The sequence below is a fragment of the Peribacillus sp. NPDC096447 genome, assembly GCF_044762725.1.
Classification (GTDB): Bacteria; Bacillota; Bacilli; order Bacillales; family DSM-1321; genus Peribacillus.
This window is the reverse complement of the sequence record NZ_JBIWEV010000007.1, coordinates 156,392-177,702: the sequence shown is the minus strand read 5'-3', so window position 1 is coordinate 177,702 and position 21,311 is coordinate 156,392. Positions and strand designations below refer to the sequence as shown.

Annotated in this window: 18 protein-coding genes, 1 riboswitch and 1 other annotated feature; of the genes, 11 read left to right on the top strand and 7 right to left on the bottom strand. The window is 41.7% G+C overall.

The annotated features are described in order from the left end of the window. Window positions 1-39 precede the first annotated feature (39 nt). Window positions 40-1,341 carry a nucleotide sugar dehydrogenase gene (locus ACIQZD_RS22475; RefSeq protein ID WP_402906567.1) on the top strand — a complete coding sequence of 434 codons (1,302 nt, stop codon included), beginning with the start codon at window positions 40-42 and terminating at the stop codon, window positions 1,339-1,341. 969 nt (window positions 1,342-2,310) lie between these two features. On the opposite strand, the gene pckA is transcribed toward ACIQZD_RS22475, so the two are convergent. Further along, window positions 2,311-3,897 (bottom strand): phosphoenolpyruvate carboxykinase (ATP), encoded by a 1,587-nt coding sequence (pckA, locus tag ACIQZD_RS22470; RefSeq protein WP_101225563.1) that lies wholly within the window; start codon window positions 3,895-3,897, stop codon window positions 2,311-2,313. Window positions 3,898-4,314: 417 nt separating this feature from the next. After that, window positions 4,315-4,477, top strand: a riboswitch (SAM riboswitch). Window positions 4,478-4,640: 163 nt separating this feature from the next. Here pckA and metK point away from each other — a divergent pair. Beyond that, complete coding sequence (gene metK / locus ACIQZD_RS22465; RefSeq protein ID WP_241594195.1) at window positions 4,641-5,834, top strand: methionine adenosyltransferase; 1,194 nt, start codon at window positions 4,641-4,643, stop codon at window positions 5,832-5,834. A gap of 339 nt (window positions 5,835-6,173) precedes the next feature. Here metK and ACIQZD_RS22460 read toward each other — a convergent pair whose 3' ends face one another. After that, a complete protein-coding gene (locus tag ACIQZD_RS22460; RefSeq protein WP_063234974.1) occupies window positions 6,174-6,692 on the bottom strand; it encodes a gamma carbonic anhydrase in 519 nt (172 codons plus the stop codon). Window positions 6,693-6,901: 209 nt separating this feature from the next. Here ACIQZD_RS22460 and ACIQZD_RS22455 point away from each other — a divergent pair, with 209 nt between their 5' ends. Continuing rightward, complete coding sequence (locus ACIQZD_RS22455; RefSeq protein WP_402906564.1) at window positions 6,902-7,705, top strand: alpha/beta hydrolase; 804 nt, start codon at window positions 6,902-6,904, stop codon at window positions 7,703-7,705. Between the two features lie 67 nt (window positions 7,706-7,772). Here ACIQZD_RS22455 and ACIQZD_RS22450 read toward each other — a convergent pair whose 3' ends face one another. The 3 genes from ACIQZD_RS22450 to mnmL all read right to left on the bottom strand — a co-directional run bounded on the left by ACIQZD_RS22450 (window position 7,773) and on the right by mnmL (window position 9,835). Further along, complete coding sequence (locus ACIQZD_RS22450) at window positions 7,773-8,168, bottom strand: hypothetical protein (RefSeq protein WP_402906562.1); 396 nt, start codon at window positions 8,166-8,168, stop codon at window positions 7,773-7,775. A gap of 138 nt (window positions 8,169-8,306) precedes the next feature. Continuing rightward, window positions 8,307-8,879, bottom strand: a complete 573-nt coding sequence (mnmM, locus tag ACIQZD_RS22445) for a tRNA 5-(aminomethyl)-2-thiouridylate-methyltransferase MnmM (protein ID WP_260359137.1) — start codon at window positions 8,877-8,879, stop codon at window positions 8,307-8,309. Then, window positions 8,876-9,835, bottom strand: coding sequence for a tRNA modification radical SAM protein MnmL/YtqA (gene mnmL, locus ACIQZD_RS22440; RefSeq protein WP_402906559.1), 960 nt, complete (start codon window positions 9,833-9,835; stop codon window positions 8,876-8,878). Before mnmL ends, mnmM begins: the two co-directional genes overlap by 4 nt. 168 nt (window positions 9,836-10,003) lie before the next feature. Between mnmL and ACIQZD_RS22435 the strand changes: the two genes are divergently transcribed. The 8 genes from ACIQZD_RS22435 to ACIQZD_RS22400 all read left to right on the top strand — a co-directional run bounded on the left by ACIQZD_RS22435 (window position 10,004) and on the right by ACIQZD_RS22400 (window position 19,418). Then, window positions 10,004-10,510: an SMI1/KNR4 family protein gene (locus ACIQZD_RS22435; protein WP_063234889.1), complete on the top strand. Its 507-nt coding sequence runs from the start codon at window positions 10,004-10,006 to the stop codon at window positions 10,508-10,510. A 96-nt stretch (window positions 10,511-10,606) separates the two neighbouring features. After that, window positions 10,607-10,870, top strand: a complete 264-nt coding sequence (locus tag ACIQZD_RS22430) for a DUF2524 family protein (RefSeq protein WP_402906557.1) — start codon at window positions 10,607-10,609, stop codon at window positions 10,868-10,870. Window positions 10,871-11,024: 154 nt separating this feature from the next. Next, window positions 11,025-11,257, top strand: a binding site (T-box leader). Between the two features lie 54 nt (window positions 11,258-11,311). Beyond that, window positions 11,312-13,726: a leucine--tRNA ligase gene (gene leuS, locus ACIQZD_RS22425; RefSeq protein ID WP_402906555.1), complete on the top strand. Its 2,415-nt coding sequence runs from the start codon at window positions 11,312-11,314 to the stop codon at window positions 13,724-13,726. Between the two features lie 332 nt (window positions 13,727-14,058). Beyond that, a complete protein-coding gene (locus tag ACIQZD_RS22420) occupies window positions 14,059-17,226 on the top strand; it encodes an Ig-like domain-containing protein (protein ID WP_402906553.1) in 3,168 nt (1,055 codons plus the stop codon). 428 nt (window positions 17,227-17,654) lie between these two features. After that, complete coding sequence (locus ACIQZD_RS22415) at window positions 17,655-17,891, top strand: DUF2712 domain-containing protein (protein WP_402906551.1); 237 nt, start codon at window positions 17,655-17,657, stop codon at window positions 17,889-17,891. Beyond that, on the top strand, window positions 17,892-18,041 hold the full coding sequence (locus ACIQZD_RS22410; protein ID WP_402906549.1) for a hypothetical protein: 150 nt from the start codon (window positions 17,892-17,894) through the stop codon (window positions 18,039-18,041). Window positions 18,042-18,112: 71 nt separating this feature from the next. Continuing rightward, window positions 18,113-18,877, top strand: a complete 765-nt coding sequence (locus ACIQZD_RS22405; RefSeq protein WP_402906547.1) for a hypothetical protein — start codon at window positions 18,113-18,115, stop codon at window positions 18,875-18,877. Next, window positions 18,867-19,418, top strand: coding sequence for a WxPxxD family membrane protein (locus tag ACIQZD_RS22400; protein ID WP_402906545.1), 552 nt, complete (start codon window positions 18,867-18,869; stop codon window positions 19,416-19,418). Before ACIQZD_RS22405 ends, ACIQZD_RS22400 begins: the two co-directional genes overlap by 11 nt. Before the next feature lie 537 nt (window positions 19,419-19,955). Here ACIQZD_RS22400 and ACIQZD_RS22395 read toward each other — a convergent pair. After that, window positions 19,956-20,555, bottom strand: a complete 600-nt coding sequence (locus ACIQZD_RS22395; RefSeq protein ID WP_402906543.1) for a hypothetical protein — start codon at window positions 20,553-20,555, stop codon at window positions 19,956-19,958. A gap of 129 nt (window positions 20,556-20,684) precedes the next feature. Beyond that, window positions 20,685-21,179 carry a spore coat protein gene (locus ACIQZD_RS22390; RefSeq protein WP_402906541.1) on the bottom strand — a complete coding sequence of 165 codons (495 nt, stop codon included), beginning with the start codon at window positions 21,177-21,179 and terminating at the stop codon, window positions 20,685-20,687. Window positions 21,180-21,311: the final 132 nt, after the last annotated feature.

The following is a 21,311-nucleotide window of genomic DNA, read 5'->3' as shown; positions in this document are numbered from 1 at the left end:
AATTTGAGTGTAGCAGAAAAATAGATAGGAGTGGTTTATATGAAACTTTGTACAATCGGACTTGGTTATATAGGACTTCCGACTTCTTTAATGTTTGCGAAACACGGTGTCGATGTTGTCGGCGTGGATATCCATCCTGAGATTATTTCCAATTTGAATAGCGGCAGGCTCCATATCGAAGAACCTGGATTGGAGGAGGTATTGCAAGAAGTGCTTACTTCCAATAAGTTCCGAGCTGCGTTAAGCCCGGAACATGCGGATGTTTTCATTATCGCAGTTCCTACTCCAAATAAAAAGGACATGCATCAATCATGTGATTTAACTCATGTCATGGATGCAACCTCAAACATTCTTCCTTTTATCAAAAAAGGGAATGTCATCATTATTGAATCGACGATTGCGCCAAGAAGCATGGATGATCATATTAGACCGATGATCGAGAGGACGGGCCTTACCATCGGAAAAGACATTTTCCTCGTTCATTGTCCGGAACGTGTTTTACCTGGAAGGATTCTTGAAGAGTTGGTTCATAATAACCGTATAGTCGGGGGCATCACGGAAACATGCTCATATAAAGGAAGTCTTGTTTATAAAACCTTCGTTCAAGGAGAGATCATTCAGACGGATGCGAAAACGGCTGAAATGTCCAAACTGATGGAAAACACCTTCAGGGATGTCAATATCGCCCTTGCGAATGAGCTGACGAAAATCTGTTTCGAGCTGGATATCAATGTTTTGGATGTCATATCAATGGCAAACAAACACCCTCGTGTAAATATTCACCAACCAGGACCAGGAGTTGGCGGCCATTGTTTAGCGGTCGATCCGTATTTCGTCGTTGCAAAGGCACCAGAGCAAGCGAGAATCATTAAATTGGCTCGCGATACCAACGTATCGATGCCTTATTATATCGTTAATGCCGTAAGGATGATGCTAGAGGGGATCCGGAAGCCAAAAGTAGCTGTTTTCGGTCTTGCATACAAAGGAAATGTAGATGATATTCGTGAAAGTCCAGCCATTGATGTCGTCAATATCTTGATGGGGATGGAAAACATGGATGTATCCTTACATGACCCGCATGTCCAATCTGGAAAGATGCCAGTCGTATCAGTGGAAGACGCTGTAAATGATGCCGACTTGATACTTGTCCTGACCGACCATGATGAATTTAAACAAATGGATTATGATAATCTATCAAATCTCATGAGAAATAAATTGATTTTGGATACACGCAATTGCATTGATGCAACTAAAACAGATGTCCCGGTGGCCAACCTGGGCAATATATATCAATACAAAACGATGTCCATGAAAAAAGCCAGGAATAAAGCGATCATCTAAAAACTTGGACAAACATCGATATTGGAATAAGGATTCAGGGGGCGCTGACTATGACAGTGCCCTTTTTGAATATCCATAATCTGGCGGAGGAACGGAGGGCAGAAAATCAATGAAGAAAAGGACCAAGAGAGCTTGGTCCTTTCAGAAACTGTGGAAACGTTTCAGTTGGTCTCAGAAATCCACTCCCTTTCTGCCAAGCCCCCGCCAAACAATCTGGCGGGGGCTTGGCTAGCCAGATATTCGACCGTTGTCGCAGTTAATCGACCTACAGGGCACATTATTCGAGTGAAGACCCAGTTATTCGACCGTTGTCGCAGTTAACCGACCTACACAGCACTATATTCGACCGTTCACTGCAGTTATTCGACCTACACGGCACTATATTCGACCGTTCACTGCAGTTAATCGACGTACATGGCACATTATTCGACCGTTGTCGCAGTTAATCGACGTACATGGCACTATATTCGACCGTTGTCGCAGTTAACCGACCTACACAGCACTATATTCGACCGTTCACTGCAGTTAATCGACCTACACGGCACTATATTCAACCGTTCACTGCAGTTAATCGACGTACAGGGCACTATATTCGACCATTCACTGCAGTTAATCGACGTACATGGCACTATATTCAACCGTTCACTGCAGTTAATCGACCGTTCCCCGCCGTTATTCGATCTACACATCACTATTCGGACTCCGAAGTATTTATTTTTAAGGTCCACGCATTAAATCCGCTTCATCATTTCTGCCGACTGTCTGCCAGACTCCTCGCTTATGTATCTAGTGGGGTCTTGGATAGTCAGTTGCAGGATTGTCGCAAATTTCTGAGGATTCCATTCAAAAAGTAAACCATGAATGAAGGATAACCAAGTAATGTTATAAAATCATGGTTCGGTAAGAGACATTTTTTGTCGACAAACTGAAAGGACCAAGCAAGAGCTTGGTCCTTTTGTGTAAAATTTATTAAGCTGTCGGTCCGCCAAGTTCTTCGATTTCACTTGGAACGCTGCCGAATTTCTTGAAGTTAGCACGGAATTGTGCGGCAAGGTCCGTTGCTGCTTCTTTATAAGCGGCAGGATCTGCCCAAGTCTTGATTGGCTGAAGCACTTCATCAGGAACACCAGGAACATGAAGCGGGATATCCAAGCCGAAGATATCATCTTTGATCGTTTCGATGTTTGCTAATTCACCTTCAAGTGCCGCTTGTACCATTGCACGAGTGTAAGCAAGTTTCATACGGCTTCCAGTTCCGTATGCTCCGCCAGTCCATCCAGTGTTGACAAGGTATACCTTTGCATTGTGCTCGTCAATTTTATCACCAAGCATCTCAGCATAGCGTTGAGCCGGAAGCGGTAAGAATGGTGATCCGAAGCAAGTGGAGAATGTAGCTTCCGGTGAAGTTACTCCTCTTTCAGTACCAGCCAATTTACTAGTGTATCCGCTTAGGAAGTGGAACATTGCCTGTTCTTTGGAAAGCTTGCTGATTGGAGGCAGAACGCCTGAAGCATCAGCTGTTAAGAAAATGATTGTATTTGGATGTCCTGCAATACTTGGGTTCACGATGTTATCGATCGCTTGCATTTGGTAAGCAGCACGAGTGTTTTCAGTCAATGAACTGTCATCATAGTTCGCTTCACGTGTATCCGGATCAACAACAACATTTTCCAATACGGCACCGAAACGGATTGCATCGAAAATTTGTGGTTCTTTTTCACGTGAAAGATTGATCGTTTTCGCATAGCAGCCGCCTTCGATGTTGAATACGCCGTTAGAAGACCAGCCGTGCTCGTCATCGCCGATCAGTTTACGGCTAGTGTCTGCTGATAAAGTTGTTTTGCCTGTACCGGACAGTCCGAAGAATAAAGCGACGTCCCCTTCACGTCCTACGTTAGCAGAGCAATGCATTGGAAGGATTCCAGCCTCTGGAAGTAAGTAGTTCATGATCGAGAAGATCGATTTTTTCATTTCTCCTGCATATTCCGTTCCGCCAATCAGGATGGTACGGCGTTCAAATGAAACGATGATGAAAGTTTCGGAAGTGGTTCCGTCCACTTCTGGGTCTGCTTTGAAGTTAGGTGCAGATAGGATTGTGAATTCAGCTTCGTGACCTCTTAGTTCCTCTTCATTTGGACGGATGAACAAAGTATGGGCAAAAAGGTTATGCCAAGCATATTCGTTAACAACACGGATTGGAAGACGAGATGATTCGTCTGCACCAGCGAAACCTTTAAAAACAAAAATCTCTTCTTTTGCTTTTAGGTAGTCAACTACTTTATTATATAGTTTATTGAACACATCTTCGGAAATTGGCTGGTTCACTGAACCCCAATCGATTTTATCTTTAACGGATGCTTCTTCCACGATAAATTTATCTTTAGGTGAACGACCAGTATATTTGCCAGTTTCAGCTTTTACTGCGCCGGTTGATGTTAAAACGCCTTCATTTCTGCTTAATACCTTTTCGACCAATTGAGGAACTGAAAGTTGAGTTTGCACATTGTTTCCTGTTAATAACTGGTGTAACTCATTAGAAACATCTACAGAATTCATATATGAGGTACCTTCCTTTGTTTAAGTTTTTAGATTACAATTAGTATAACACATTCATTTAAATAGTCTATACTATTTCTTCTGATTTGTGATTATTTTCAGCTGGTTGCGTTAATCATTTTATTCCGGCAGGAACCGAGTCAGGATTATCACATATACTTTAATGAAGTCAATTTTATTTTAATAGGAAGTAAGTAAGCAATATATTTCCAATGGTGAAGTCGTTTTTCTTATGCTTAATACTTATTATTAATGGCAATTTTCAACATTTCTATTCGTATTTTGCATTGTAAACCCTTCTAAGACGCTGTATCAACATGTTTTTCAAATGAACGCCATACTGGGCGGAAATGTTCTTTTTAAAAAAGCATTGACAAATTCCAACCAGATACGATAATATCTTAAATTGTACGGATTCTCTTATCCCGAGTTGGTGGAGGGACAGGCCCTTTGAAACCCAGCAACCTGCCATATTGAACTTGACTCCAAGATCGATCGCCGAAAATAAAGCGAAGGTCTTCAAGGAATAGTGGTGATGGTGCTAACCTGAGCAAGGTAAAAAACCCTTGAACGATAAGAGTGAAAGGATAGAAGACAGAATTTTAAACCTTTCCTCATTTGCCAGGGAAGGTTTTTGTGTTTTTCATAAGTAATTCTGTGTCTATAGTTGAAACTAATGAGGGAAACGAGTTCCGTAAAAATCAGGCTTATGCCTACAACATACTAACTTCCAAGGAGGAAATATGATGTCAAAGAAACGTCTATTTACTTCTGAATCTGTTACAGAGGGCCATCCGGACAAAATTTGTGACCAGATTTCAGATTCCATTTTAGATGCTATCCTTGCTAAGGATGCAAATGCACGTGTTGCGTGTGAAACTAGCGTAACAACAGGTCTTGTACTTGTTGCTGGTGAAATTACAACGTCCGCTTACGTGGATATTCCGCGTATCGTTCGTGATACGATTAAAGGAATTGGCTACACACGTGCGAAATACGGTTTCGATGCTGAAACTTGTGCAGTGTTGAGTTCCATTGATGAGCAGTCTGCCGATATCGCAGCTGGAGTCGATAAAGCATTGGAAGCTCGTGAAGGAAACATGTCAGAGGAAGAAATCGATGCAATCGGTGCAGGGGACCAAGGTCTTATGTTCGGATTTGCTTGTAATGAAACAGAAGAGCTTATGCCGCTTCCGATTTCATTGGCGCATAAACTTTCATTCCGCCTGGCTCAAGTTCGTAAAGATGAAACTCTTGCTTACCTACGCCCTGATGGTAAAACACAGGTAACTGTTGAATATGATGAGAATAACCGTCCTGTACGTGTAGATACGATCGTTATCTCTACACAGCATGATGCAGAAATTACGCTTGAACAAATTCAAGCCGATCTAAAAGAACATGTGATCAAAGCAGTCGTTCCAGCTGAATTGATCGATGCTCAAACTAAATACTTCATCAACCCTACTGGCCGTTTCGTAATTGGCGGACCTCAAGGGGATGCTGGTCTTACTGGACGTAAAATCATCGTTGATACTTACGGCGGATACGCTCGTCATGGCGGCGGTGCATTCTCTGGTAAGGATGCTACTAAAGTTGACCGTTCTGCTGCATACGCTGCTCGTTACGTTGCGAAAAACATCGTGGCAGCAGGCCTTGCCGACAAAGCGGAAGTTCAATTGGCATACGCAATTGGTGTGGCAGAGCCTGTATCGATTTCAATTGATACGTTCGGAACTGGTACAGTTAGCGAAGAAGTCCTTGTTGACCTAGTTCGCGCCAACTTCGACCTTCGTCCAGCTGGCATCATCAAAATGCTTGACCTTCGTCGCCCGATCTACAAACAAACAGCTGCCTACGGACACTTTGGCCGTACAGATGTCGATCTTCCATGGGAACGCACGGACAAAGCAGAAACATTAAAAGCACAAGCGTAAATCATATAAAAAAGGTGTCCCGCAATTTGCGGGGCACCTTTTTTTGTGGATTAATTTTGCCGTCAGCGGGAATAATTCAAGAATCCCAAAGAAATATAAAATATGTGCAAAACTCGTGAGTTAAGGTCGTTTACAAGTTTGTTTGGATCATCTACTCGTGAGGTTGAAGCGTTACTCGTGAATTTCGAACGTTTACTCGAGAGTTTAGAGCTTTTACTCATGAATTTAGAGCGTTTACTCGTGAATTTGTAGCAAATACTCGTGAGTTTAGAACGTTTACTCGTGAATTTGTAACAAATACTCGTGAGTTGAGTACAATACTCGTAACTTTCAATCAATTCACTTTATTCGTTCCGCCGTTTTATAGTATTGTCCTTTTTCGGCATATTCGCGAACGATGCGTTCCATATCCTGTCGATCTTCTTCGTTGATTTCGCGAATGACTTTAGCTGGGCGTCCGAATGCCAGCATGTTCGGTGGAATGACTTTACCTTGGGGAACGAGACTGCCGGCACCGATGAAGGCTCCTTCGCCGATTTCGGCTTCATCAAGTACAATCGATCCCATGCCGATCAGAGCTCCTTTACGGATTTTACAGCTATGTAAAATGACCTGATGGCCAATGGTTACTTCATCCTCGATGATCAATGGATTATTTGGGCTTTGGTGCAGGACGCTGTTATCCTGTATACTGACTTTTTTCCCGATGATGGTTGGGGATACATCACCGCGAATGACGGAATTGAACCAAATTGATGTTTCGTCGCCAATTTTGACATCACCTGTCACGACAGCATTCTCAGCAATATAAGCGCTTTCGGCAATTTCAGGTTCTTTGCCTTTATACGGATAAATAATCATTTTCAATCATTTCCTTTCCGAAGTGAATGTTTTTATGTATTATTTTAATATACCGTATGCAAATACACTTGGCTATTTATAATAGCAATGTACAACTTGTTAGATTTCTTTTTTGTCGAAAATCACGAAAATGGTTATAATTTATATATATTATTTAACTATCATGGATCGTACACAACAAGTGAAAAGTGAAAGGGGGATTTCGAATGTGGAAATGGGAGACAGAAGGAGACGCAAAGGGCGTCATTGTCATCATTCATGGGGCAATGGAACATCACGGACGTTATAAGTGGTTAACACAAATGTGGCTTTCAGCTGGATACCATGTCGTCATGGGCGACCTTCCTGGGCAGGGTATGACAACTCGCGCCTACCGGGGACATATCGATTCCTTTGATGAGTATTTGGACGAAGTGAAAAGCTGGATAGAAGAGGCTTACGAATATTCGTTGCCGGTCTTTTTACTTGGACACAGCATGGGCGGTTTGATTTCGATACGCCTTCTTCAGGAAGAGGAATGGGACATTGCAGGGGTGATTCTTTCTTCTCCATGCTTGGGCCTCGTGACGAAGCCGCGGAAGTTCCTGACAACCATCTCGCATGGTTTGAACATCGTGATGCCTAAGTTCAGGGTTGAATCTGGATTGACACCTGAAATGGCGACGAGAAGTGCGGAAATCCGTGAATCCGATAGAAACGATACATTATATATCACAAAGGTTTCGGTTCGCTGGTATCGCGAGCTTGCACAGGCTATGAAGGATGCTTTTGAAGAGATTCCTGAATTTCAGGATGTGCCGCTTTTGGTCATGCAGGGCGGAGATGACCGAGTCGTGAACAAGAAGGCGGTTCGCGAGTGGTTTAATTATAACTTGGCCAGTGAAAAGCAATATAAGGAATGGCCGAAGCTATATCATGAAATCTTCAATGAACCAGAACGTGATGATGTATTTCAATATGCGCTGAGTTTTGTTGAAAACCGTTTAAAAATATTAGGGTATGTCGTTTGATCAGTACATACTTCAGGATAAATAAAAAACTGCCGAGGTTAGACCTTCGGCAGTTTTTTAATTTGAATCAGCCTGCGTTTTTAAGCAACTTGTTTGACTTGATCACCGGTGCCCAGAAAGTAACCGGGTACATAAATTGGTTCAAATGTGTAAGTTCTTTTTTATTGGATAATGCGGTGGATAGAAGATAAATGGATTTGAAGGTTAAGTCATTGGCGAATAGGTCCAAAAGCGTCGCTTTCATATTCATGATCGCTTCATGGTTTTGAGTGGAAATCATTAAATCGAGCTGTGGCAGGAACCTATCAAAATGGTGATCGAATTGTTTGAGGTCCTCCATGTTTTTTTGGTTTTCTGTCAACGAGTTAAGCGAGCAGACAAACTCCCCGTATTGTTCACTTGAATCCCTTTTGATTTTTTCAGTCAATATATCCGTCAGTAATGAAGTAGGCAAATGTTCCATTTTTTCTGCACCCTCTTATCTATTTTCTATCATTATAATCATTATAGACGAAAAATTCAAAATGTTGTGATTGGTAATTCTGCTTCTGCGAGTTGGGATTGAAAAAACACCGTTCGTATCGAACGGTGTCAAAAGTCATCATCTCTTTTCAATCGCGACAATGAATGGCGGATTGTTTGATTGGTTGATGAACCCGTATTTCAGGATATGGGCTTTCTGTTGAGGGAAGTTCTGTACATAATCCATCAATGCATCCCGTTCTGCCGATCCCCCTGGATGACCATGGTAAATGACGAGGATGATGATGCCTTCAGGTGCCAGCAGTTCGAATAGCTGTTCAATGGCTGATATCGTCGTATCGGCTTGGGTGATGATTGATTTGTCACCGCCAGGAAGGTAGCCCAGGTTGAATATGGCACCCGTGACCTTTCCGGAATGCTCTTTCCTGATGTATTTGCTCAAATGTTGATGCCCATCGTGAATGAGGGTGCAGCACTCTTGTAAATTCTCGGCCTTTAGTTTCGCCGCTGTGGTTTGGATCGCTTCTTTCTGAATATCAAAACTATAGACATGCCCGTTTTCACCTGTAAGTCCTGCAAGAAATACCGTATCAAAACCGTTGCCCATCGTGCAATCAATGGTTATATCCCCGGGATGGACCGCTTTTTCCAGCAGAATCCTGGCGAATGGCAAAATTCGGTCAAGCTTCATGATTGTACCTCCGTATGATGATTTTTTCCTTGCCAGCTGTTACGGCGTTTCAATTCGGCATCAATGGCATTCAAGACATCCCATTTATTGACGCTCCACATTGGACCGATCATCAAATCGATGGGACCGTCGCCCGTAATGCGGTGAACGATCATTTCTGGAGGGATTATTTCCAGCTGGTCGCATACCAGGCTGACATAATCGTCACGGTCAAGAAACTCGAGCAGGCCTTTTTCGTATTGTTTGACCATCGGTGTCCCTTTTAGTAAATGAAGTAAATGGATCTTTATCCCCTGTACATCGAGTTTGGCAACTTCCCGGGCTGTTTCCAGCATCATACCGTAATCTTCCTGAGGAAGGCCATTGATGATATGGGAGCATATGCGGATGCCGTGTTTCCGCAGTTTATCGACGCCTTCTTTGTAGCAATCGAAGTCATGGGCACGGTTGATCATCGTTGCGGTCTTTTCATGAACCGTCTGGAGACCCAACTCCACCCAAAGGTAGGTCCGTTCGTTCAATTCCGCTAAATACTCGACTACATCATCTGGGAGGCAATCCGGACGTGTCGCAATGGAGAGCCCGACGACACCCTCCTGGGTCAATACACTTTCAAATTTCTCGCGAAGTTCTTCCACTGGGGCATGCGTATTCGTGAACGCTTGGAAATAGGCCATATATTTTCCATCTTTCCATTTATGATGCATCCGTTCGCTGATTTTCTTAAACTGAACGTCGAGGGGTTCAACCCTGCTGCCCGCAAAGTCACCAGAGCCTGAGGCACTGCAGAAGGTACAGCCGCCATGTGCGACGGTGCCATCACGGTTCGGGCAGTCAAAACCGCCATCCAGGGCAACTTTAAAAACCTTATGTCCAAAATGTTCCCTCAGGTGGTAATTCCATGTATGATATCGTTTGTTATCCGTTGCATATATAAACGGGTTTGCCTGATTCAAATCAGCAACCTCCTAAATAAATTAAATCGCAACATATATTATACAACATTCTCGCAGCTAGGTCTTTTTTTGAAAAATAAGCGTATACTGTATACTTGAGGGCTAAACATTTTGCTGCTATTTCCAGTATATCTTTGAATGACTATATCCAATCGGGAGCTGATGGACATGACCGGTCAAGTTGAAGAAGCGATTAATCAAATGAAAAAGAAATTAGCCGAAAATAATCAGGTGATCGAAGTAAATGAAGATGGATTCATATACAAAGCCACTTGCACCTTCAATTCACCTGCTTCGGATGAACAAATTCATTCCTTTGAAAAGAAAACCGGACTGCTTCTGCCCGAGGATTATAAGGAGTTTTTAAAAATAACCAATGGATGCCGTCTGTTCGATAATGTGGAATCGGGTGGGGAAAATGATTTATACAGCCTGGATGATATCATTAATTACACATATGAAAATTCCTACGAGGGATGCTATAAAGTGGCCTGCATTTATCAAGATAATATCGTCATTGATGGGGAAGCCGTCGCTAAAGGTGATAAGGAGTATTTAATGGTAAAAGGCCATATCGATGATTTTGAAGAAGGCGAGAAACTCCACATGGGTTTTGCCGAATGGATCGAGCAATTCATTTCCCATCAAGGTGAGAAGTTTTGGGATAAAGGTTGATTGGCTCAAAAAAAATGATAATCCACCCGTTATTTGCTCAAACTAGACAAGATGATTCCGAATCATCCAAATGAGACGCGAAGGAGAGGGTTTGAAATGGCAACCAGACAATCCGTCGATCATTTTTTAGAGCAATGTGAAGGTGCTCTCCATTTTGCAGAGTTTGAATATAACGAGGCCTCACGGCAGGAGCATTATGATGATGAGCAATTTCAAAATTCGCAAAGGTATATCGAAGAGGCTTTGACGGATATGGAACGATTGTATGCCAGTTCGAATGACCAGCAACGGGAAATGCTTTCGCGGATGAAGCAGCAGTTGAATCAATTGAGGAATGAAATGACTTTACTGCGACATTAAATGGAAGCAAGGGAGCTATGAATGAATAGCTCCCTTTTTTGCACGATTTTTCTTGAATTCGCATATATAATGAAAAACCTGTCGATAATGTTTATGTACGGCTATTGCAATTATCGTTGAAATTGACTAGAATGTAATAAAATCCAATATTCTCATAAAGACTATGATAAAGGAATAGTAGCGGTTTAAACCAGTAAAGAGAGTTGACGGGTGGTGCAAGTCAACCTGGGATGGTCGTGAACTCGCCTTGGAGTCCCAGGTGTGAAGGTGAAAAGTAATGCCTGGCGTTTTAATCCATGTTACGGATATTTTAAGCTGGGCGGATTTTAGCTATCGCCAATGTGGGTGGTACCGCGGGAAGATATACATAATCCTCTCGTCCCTATTTTGGGATGAGGGGTTTTTTATTGTTTTTTTATACGGAAATTAGGAGGAAATCATATGAGTTTTGACCATAGGAGCATAGAAACGAAATGGCAAAAGTATTGGGAAGGCAATAAGACATTCAAGACGGGTGAAGAAAGCGGCAAACGCAAATTCTACGCGCTGGATATGTTCCCATATCCTTCAGGGGCAGGTCTTCATGTGGGGCACCCGGAAGGTTATACGGCAAGCGATATCCTGGCACGGATGAAACGGGCGCAGGGGTATAATGTATTGCATCCGATCGGCTGGGACGCTTTTGGACTTCCGGCAGAGCAATATGCGATCGATACGGGCAATGATCCAGCAGAATTCACGGAGCACAACATCAACACGTTCCGCCGCCAAATCAAAGCCCTAGGTTTTTCTTATGACTGGGATCGCGAAATAAACACGACAGATCCCGACTATTACAAATGGACGCAGTGGATCTTCTTGAAATTATATGAAAAGGGCCTTGCATATATTGATGAAGTTGCCGTTAACTGGTGTCCGGCACTTGGCACGGTATTGGCTAATGAAGAAGTCATTGATGGTAAAAGTGAGCGTGGTGGCCATCCGGTTGAGCGCCGACCGATGAAACAGTGGATGCTTCGTATCACGGCGTATGCAGACCGCTTGATCGACGATTTGAACGATGTGGATTGGCCGGAAAACATCAAGGATATGCAGCGTAACTGGATTGGCCGTTCCGAGGGAGCGGAGGTTACATTCAATATCGATGGCTTTAATGAAACATTCACGGTGTTCACGACTCGTCCGGATACGTTATTCGGTGCAACATATGCAGTATTGGCACCTGAACATCAGTTTGTCGATAAGATTACGTCGGCTGATCAAAGAGCGGCGGTTGAAGCATATTTAGATGAAGTGAAACATAAAAGTGATTTGGAAAGAACAGACTTGGCCAAGGATAAATCAGGCGTGTTCACGGGGGCTTATGCCATTAACCCGGTAAATGGCGAAAAAATGCCGATCTGGATTGCCGATTACGTGTTGATCAGCTATGGAACAGGTGCGATCATGGCCGTTCCTGCCCATGATGAGCGCGATTATGAATTTGCAGTCAAGTTCAACTTGCCGATCAAGGAAGTGGTAGCTGGCGGAGATGTGACAAGTGAAGCGTATACAGGCGATGGTCTTCATGTGAATTCGGAATTCCTTGATGGATTGAATAAAGAAGAAGGCATTTCAACCATGATCAAATGGCTGGAAGAAAAAGAAATCGGTACGAAGAAAATAACATACCGTCTTCGCGACTGGTTATTCAGCCGTCAGCGTTACTGGGGTGAACCGATTCCAATCATTCATTGGGAAGACGGCACGATGTCTGCAGTGAAGGAAGAAGATCTTCCATTGATTTTACCGAAAGCTACGGACATCAAGCCTTCAGGTACAGGCGAATCACCACTTGCAAACATATCGGAATGGGTGAATGTAACGGATGAAAATGGACGAAAAGGGCGCCGTGAGACAAACACGATGCCACAGTGGGCAGGCAGCAGCTGGTACTTCCTTCGTTATATCGATCCGGACAACAAGGAAGCACTTGCAGATCCTGAAAAATTAAAAGAATGGATGCCGGTCGACATTTATATTGGCGGCGCTGAGCATGCGGTGCTTCACTTGCTTTACGCTCGTTTCTGGCATAAATTCCTGTACGATATCGGTGTCGTGCCAACGAAGGAGCCATTCCAAAACCTATTTAACCAAGGAATGATCCTTGGCGAGAATAATGAAAAAATGAGTAAATCAAAAGGGAATGTCGTGAACCCGGATGATATCGTTGAAAGCCATGGTGCCGATACACTTCGTATGTACGAAATGTTCATGGGGCCATTGGATGCTTCGATTGCCTGGTCCACAAACGGATTGGACGGTTCCCGCCGATTCCTTGACCGTATCTGGCGTTTATTAGTCAACGATGACGGTACGATCACAGATAAGATGACCGAAACGGATGACACGGGCAAGCTTGAAAAAGTCTATCATCAAACGGTTAAAAAAGTGACCGAGAACTATGAGGAATTGAAATTCAATACGGCGATATCACAATTGATGGTATTCATTAATGATGCTTATAAAGCGGATTCGCTTCCTAAAGTATATATCGAAGGCTTCGTAAAGCTGCTTGCACCAGTTGCGCCTCACATTGCTGAGGAACTTTGGTCTAAACTGGGCCATTCCGAGAGCATCACGTACGGTACATGGCCGGCGTTCGACGAAGCTAAGTTAGTGGATAACGAAGTCGAAATCGTCATCCAAATCAACGGAAAAGTCAAAGCGAAATTAATGGTGCCGACTGACACTACGAGAGAAAAACTGGAAGAAATCGCGATGGGTGATGATTCCATCAAAGAACAAATTGATGGAAAAACCATTCGTAAAGTGATTGCCGTACCAGGCAAATTAGTCAATATCGTCGCAAACTAAATAAATCGATTGGAAGCTGTCCCGCATATTTTTACTGCTGGGGCAGCTTTTTTTCGTGGGCAGGCAGAACATAGGGATTAGGTCATGTTAGGATTCTCACCGATTTAAATCTATTAGCGATCAATCTACCAATTAGGTTACTATCGTCATGAGAGGACCATCGGAACGAAAATATCTTGCTTAATTGGTTCATGAGAATCATTTTTCAGCTCTATGGCCAAATAAATCAAGCATTTGACATAAAAAAGGGAAAAAATTGGTTGATAAAATTTTACAGTGTGATAGTTTGGTATAGTACTGTTATTTTTTAACCAATTATTGGAGGGAAAACCGTGAAATTTAAGAATGTGAGTCGAATTACGGCGTGTGCACTTATTTTTGCACTGATATTCAGCTTGATGGTTCCGCTAAATTCTCAAGCTGCAGCTGCAACGCCTATTGAAAATTTAAAAACGATTAAAAATGGGGACACTCTGGACGGAAAGTTTGAAAAACCGGATGTCCAATGGTACCAAATCAGTCCCACAACAGAAGAAGTACAAAAGTTCTCCCATATTGAGTTCGAAGTCAATTCGGACAAGATCTTGAATATCTCCGTATATCAAGATAAAGAAAAAGCAGAAAAGGATGAGAGCAATTATATTGTCTCTTCTTATCCTGATGAAAAAGCTGTAGTCGATTTCCCATATGCTTGGGAAGGAACATATTATGTTAAAGTTGAATATTTCGGCGATACGGATGATGAAGGAAATCCCATCCCGGATGCGGAAAATGTAGCTGAATACTCCATCAATGCTCATTCAGTGACATTGCCGCCATCTGCCGGGGACGAAGGGGATGAGCTTGAATCTTGCCCGGTTGAACTGAGTGTAAAAGATAAGGAAACGGGAGAATCCATGTTGAAAACACTCCGGGTGTTTAGAGATGAAGTTCTCACGAAGTCGTCTGAGGGACGCACCCTTTCCTCTTTATACTATAAAGCTTCGCCATTCCTGGCTCTTCATCTTGCTGGTAATAAAACGGCAAGGGAAGCCGTTTATAATCACTTAGTCGAGATTAAGCCCCTTATTGAGGATCTTAATGAAAATGGAGCAAGCAGTACGGCAGTCATTAGCAACAAGCAGCAAGAGGCGATTAAGGCCTTATTCAATAAGTCGGCAGACGTCGCTCCGGCCGGATTGAAAAAGGATATGGACGCCATTGCAAAGAAAATCAATCTTGATAAGCTTGCAGGTGAGAGAATCGTCGATATCGCAAGCAAAGCGGGAATCGAACTTCCTGCTTCGAAAAATGTAAAGAACAAATATATCGTCAAACTTAAACCTGGGAAGTCATTAAGCTCTGTCCAATCCAAGATAAGCGGAAAAGGATATGGAACATTATCGGCACCTAAGCAACAAGAGGTTCTGTATGATGATATGTATGTTGTAGAGTTAAAGAACCAAGGTAAAATGAGCACAGCAGCTCTATCCGGTATCGAAAAACTTCCGGAAGTGGAATATATCGAAGCGGTAAAAACGTACAAAGCACTTTCTGCCGACATTCAATCACCATATCAATGGTCTTTAGATAACGCCGGCGGGGAAGAAGGCATTAAGGGAGCGGACATCGATAACGAAAAACTGCAGAACCTTATTAAGAAACGTAATTTAAAGGATACGTTGGTAGCGGTTATCGACACAGGTGTCGATGATTCACTGGCGGATCTACAGAGTGTCGTTGAAATGGAGTCAGGTAAGAATTTCATCGATAAGAAAGAAAAAGCAATCGATGACAATGGCCATGGTACACATGTATCCGGAATCATTGCTGCCAAAGCCGATAATGGTTATTCCATGCAAGGAATCAATCCAGTAGCTAAAATCATGCCTGTGAAGGTCTTGGATTCTTCAGGATATGGAGACAATGAGAAAATTGCACTAGGCATTAAATATGCAGTGGATCATGGTGCAAAGGTCATAAACCTTAGCTTGGGCGGAGAATATAGCAGGACGATTGAATATGCCTTGAAACATGCCGCTGCCAAGAATGTAATGGTTGTCGTAGCAAGCGGTAATGATGGGATGGAAGGTCTTTCTTATCCTGCATCATCAAAATACGCCATATCAGTCGGTGCAACCAATGCCCTTGATTTAGTATCCGATTATTCCAATTATGGATCGAAGTTAGACATGGTCGCTCCAGGAACAGCCATCCCGAGCCTTGTGCCTAATGGGAATGTTACTTACATGGATGGTACATCAATGGCAGCTCCCCATGTTGCGGCGGCTACAGCTTTATTATTATCCGGAAACCCTGGGTTGAAAGTGAATGAAGTAAGGGAAATCCTTCATGAGACATCGGAATATGTCACTTTTGAAGAAGAAGATAATGTAGACCCTTATGAGGACTATGAACCGGAGGATGGAGAAATCATCATACCGGAAGAAGAACTTCCTGTCGGAAAAGATTTAGTATCAGGATACGGAAGATTGAATGCGTACAGTGCACTTAGTGCAGTGGATTTACAAGCTAAAGTCAATCTTGTGATGGATACGCAAACAAAACTTACTGGTTCAGCTAAAAAAGGTTCAGTAATCGAAGTGAAAAGCGGAAACAAAACGCTCGGTAAAGGAACGGCGGCAGCTAACGGAACGTTCACCGTTACTATTCCGGTTCAAAAAGCTGCGCAGCAGCTTACTGTGAATATCTCTGATTCTTCAAAACTAGCAGTATCTTCAATCAAAGTATTCGTGAATAAGGGTGCAACCCCTAACAAGCCAACTGTTAAAGCTTTAAGTGACAAAGATACGTATGTAACGGGTCAATCGCAAGCAGACATGAAAATCACGATCAAAAATAGCGTAAAAAAAGTGATTGGTTCAGGTAACACGGACAGCAAAGGGAATTTCAAAGTGAAAATCAGCAAGCAAAAGGCCGGCACTAAACTTTCTGTCACAGCTACAGACTTAGCAAAACGTGAAAGCAAGGCGGCAACCGTGACTGTTCTCGATAAAACCGCTCCGGATGCACCGAAAGTGAATGAAGTAAGCGACAAAGCTACTTCAGTAACAGGTAAAGCGGAAATCGGTTCAACCGTTACCGTGAAGTACAGCAATAAAAACATCGGAACGGCAAAAGCTGATAGTAAGGGTAACTTCTCCATCAAAATCAGCAAGAAAAAAGCAGGGTCCGCATTATACGTCTCAGCAAAAGACAAAGCGGGCAATACAGGAAAAACAGCAAAAGTAACGGTTAAAGATAAAACGGCTCCAGGTGCACCGAAAGTGAATGAAGTAAACGATAAAGCAACAAAAGTAACAGGTAAAGCGGAAATCGGTTCAACCGTTACCGTGAAGTACAGCAATAAAAACATCGGAACGGCAAAAGCTGATGGTAAGGGTAACTTCTCCATCAAAATCAGCAAGAAAAAAGCAGGCTCCGCATTATACGTCTCAGCAAAAGACAAAGCGGGCAATACAGGAAAAGCAACAAAAGTAACCGTTAAAAAATCTAAATAGTAATTAGAGGTGAAGGTCGTTTAACTACATGTTAAACGGCCTTTTTTGTGAGAAACGAATGAAAACACCGCTCGATGATGCGCGGTGTTTTTGCCATGAGCGTGTCTTTTGCTTGTGCGTTGTCATTGCATGATTTCAGATCTGGTGTTTCGCGTTTTAATTCTGAAATAGAACTTACTCTTTTTTCTTGTACTATAAATCTTTATTAGAGAAAAGGAGAGGAGAGAATGAAAATGCAAGAAAAAACAATGGCAGCGATTCTTACAGTGATAACAATGGTGTGTTCTGGTAAGTTCTGATTTTTGCGTTTGCTTTACATAATTACATAACTTTGCTTAAAGTTGGGGCTGATTATAGGTGAAATTTACAATTAGAGACCTTTACCCCATGTAGAGAAGATGAAATACCAAATTTAAGGAGGAACTATAATGATGAAAAAAGGAAGAGTAATGGCATTAGGTACTATTTTAGCTTGCTCCATTGGGTTAGGGACGCTTTCGGTTGAGGCTGGGAATGAGAATTCGGGATATTCCTTTAAGATTAAGAAAGAGCAAGGCAACGAATATACAGGTACAAAGTATCGCCAAACGACTACGGAACGGAATACATGGAAAGTGAGAATGTATCATTCACAAGAAGGTACGAATACTTATACGACTTATTGATTGGAAAAAAGCAATGGCACGAATGTATCTCCTTCAGCGAAAGTGAAAGCCGGTAGCGGCGGTTTAAATAGTGGGCGCAATCATTATGTTAAAGGCAATGCAGGTGCCAATGCCACCGAGGTACGATTAACGGCAGAATATAATAAATAAAAAATGATGGAATATGGTGACGCCACCTTGGATGATTCTCTATTCATGGTGGCTTTCTAAAGGGAGATAATATGAATGGTTATTACTATAGATTAACAAAAAATAGAAAAACAAAGGCCATCGTGTTGTGTATTGTGGCGATTGTTATCATTGACATATTTATCTTGATTGGCAATGTTTCATCTTCATGGATCATGCCCCATCTAGCCACTTTTTTAGCGGCAAGTTCATTAGGTCATATGATGCAAATACTACTAATCTGGTTTTTGCCCATTTTTCTATTGATCTTGTGCGCTGACAGCTATATCCAAGACTATAAAACAGGCTATCGATATATCGTAGCGACCAAAAAAGGGAGAATCTCTTATTATAAGACCATGTTAATCGGAAATATGTCATTTTCCTTTTTAGTGATGGTTGGTTGCTTGCTATTAAACATGATTATTACATATTTTGTATTCATGAATGGTGAATTTGATACTGGGTTGACACCAGATTTATCCCCGGAAAATCTTTTATATACACTCGCCAACAAAATGCCTGCTGTCAGTAATGTGATTTATATCATCATTTTTGGATTTTTCACTAGTTTATGCGCAGGGATGGCTACCGTCCTTAGTTGGTGTTTCCCGGATATAAAGTATACGTATCCGTTAAGCTTTGTTATTTGGTTTTCGCAAATTTTAGGATTGAATTATTCAGTAGCGCTAATTTTTCAACCTTTTAACGAAGTGACCTTAGAAGCTTTCATTTTGATTTTTTTTAAATCTACCATCCTTTTTTTAGCGATCATCATTGTCGGGTTCATTTATAAGGTGAAAAGTGATGAAGTCTAATCAAAAAAAAGTGTATGTATCACTGCTGCTTTTTCTTTTATTTGGATGTTTATGGATGACCTATAATATTCATTATTTAAAAATAAAGCAACTAGACCCATCGTATCCATTGATTATTGATGTAAGTGCGAGTGTAGATGGCTATCTCTCCATTAAAAATTTACTGATCACATATATTATTCCTTTGTTACTATTTTATCGCTTTTTTATTGAAGATGAGCATCCACACATTATCGTTCGCTTAAAATCAAGAATCGACATGTTTCGGAGACGCACCATCCAAGTTTTTATAAGTTCGTTTATTTTTGCGCTCAGCATTTTATTGATTAATTTCGCAGCTGTTTTCTTATTCGATAGATTTCACTTTATATCATCAAATTATTGGAACTTATCTCTTCTTAATCTAGCACTATTAACGTGTATTTATTTCTCGATTGGCCTGCTTTATTATTTCATTTTTGATTATTCCAATTCAATCATAGCGACGGCAGCGACCTTTGGTGATCTGGTATTGGAGAGAAATAATGAGGATAGTGAGTAATTTAAGGGGATTTAATTCTAGCTTAATTGAGTGATAAGTTTGATAGTCTATCAACCAATATTGTCTTTATGCACAGATTCAAATTCGATGATCGTTTCTTAAAAAATGATAATACTTATTGACTTCCTTATTTCAAATGTATATACCTAGGGCGGGATTTTCGAGGGTCCATATATCCGCCGGTTATTTGATGTCCGAGAGAGCTCGCGATGACTACTGCTGCAAAGAGGAGGATGATTTTCTTCAAATTAATGATCTTCTTTCGGTTTTTTTATTTTTAAAGATTACACCTAAATTCCTCTTCCTTCAACCCCTTTTTAAGATGTAGAAAAATTTACTTTATTAAAACCTTCCATACCCATCTATCGAATGAGCAAAATCAGTCATCTAATGGGCTTTTTCACCTTCACCCATTAGAATGACATACCATTTTTTGATTCTTCAAATGCCTCATTTATTTTCTCGAAGTCATAGAGTTGAACGATTCATTTTTGCATAGTATCGTGCTAAAACAAACCTGCCTCTGCATTTGTCAGCTCATTTAGTGAATTCACTTCTCAGGAGGTAGACAACATCGTATTCCTTCAACTCGTCCATATGGCCATCACTATCACCATAAAAATCAGTGGAAAGTGAACGTATGCCTTCATTTCCGCTTGAGTAACATATACTCGCCAATGCAAGCTTGTTTGTGCTGTTTATTTTGAGTTTGCCAGCACTGCCCCATACGCTGGAATCCATTTCATCAATGGTTTCAGGATAAGTAACTGTATCCGTACCATTATCATTTTGAATGCTGATGTTGAACATCGATTGTTTTTGATCATCATCCGTTTTGGATGTGGTGAAGATGATCGTCCCATTCTTTTCAACCCCAGTTGTCATTCGTCCCATTTCAGATTCGACAAGTTTACCAAATTCATATTTTTCGACCCAGACGGACATCTCCTTGTATGTATCATCAACATTGAAATCGATAAGAAAGGAATGTTCACTTGAATTCTCGAGGATGGCCTTTTCCCTTGCTGTCAGCTCAGGAACTGAAAGGTTATTCTCGGATTTTGAATCATCAGCCTTACAGGCAACTAAAGAAAATGAGAGCAGGGAAAGGATGATGGATAAAAAGATCTTTTTCATGAATTTCACCTCTTGAATAATCTTCACCTAATTTAAACCAATTCTTATATATTATAACATTATAATAAAAAAACGGAATCGGAACGAGGCAAAAAGGCAAGCAATCGGTATGCTTGCCTTTTTTTGCATCTAGAATGGCTGGGAAAGTGCCTTATTGGCAACATCGACGTCATTTTGCAGCAATTGGTTCAAGTCGTAAGCAGGATAGAGGTTTCTTTCATAAAGGTAGTTGAAAATCTTGGTATGGGTATCTATGGCTCCATTTAAATGTTTCTTAAATACTTTTCGAAGGGAAGGGGTGGCTGTTTCCGTAATCGCCAGTGCGTAATTTTTGATCGATAATTTGGCAAAGCCCAGCAATTCCCCGGCAGCAGCTGCCGATGCGTCATCCCTTGATACATCGTCATCCCGGTGCGTTTTAGGCGTCAATGGGTAAAATTGCAGCAGCTCCATGATGTTTTGGGTAAGGGTATCGATCGTTTGTTTATAAATCGTTTTTAGAATTGGGTCTTTTATTTTTGGATAAGCTTTTTTAAATTTCATAAGGGCATTGGACTGGGCGGCGACCAACTCATGAAGCTCGAGTGTTTCATGCCAAGCAAGATGTGAATGGGTGGGTTGCAATTAAATTCCTCCTGAACGAATAATCTTGATACATTATTCGTTCAGTGGGCTATAGGCAAGTTGTCTAGTGAAATACTTATGGGAAGAGCTGTCCCATCTACGATTCACATTAACATTTTTAGAAGGCCATGT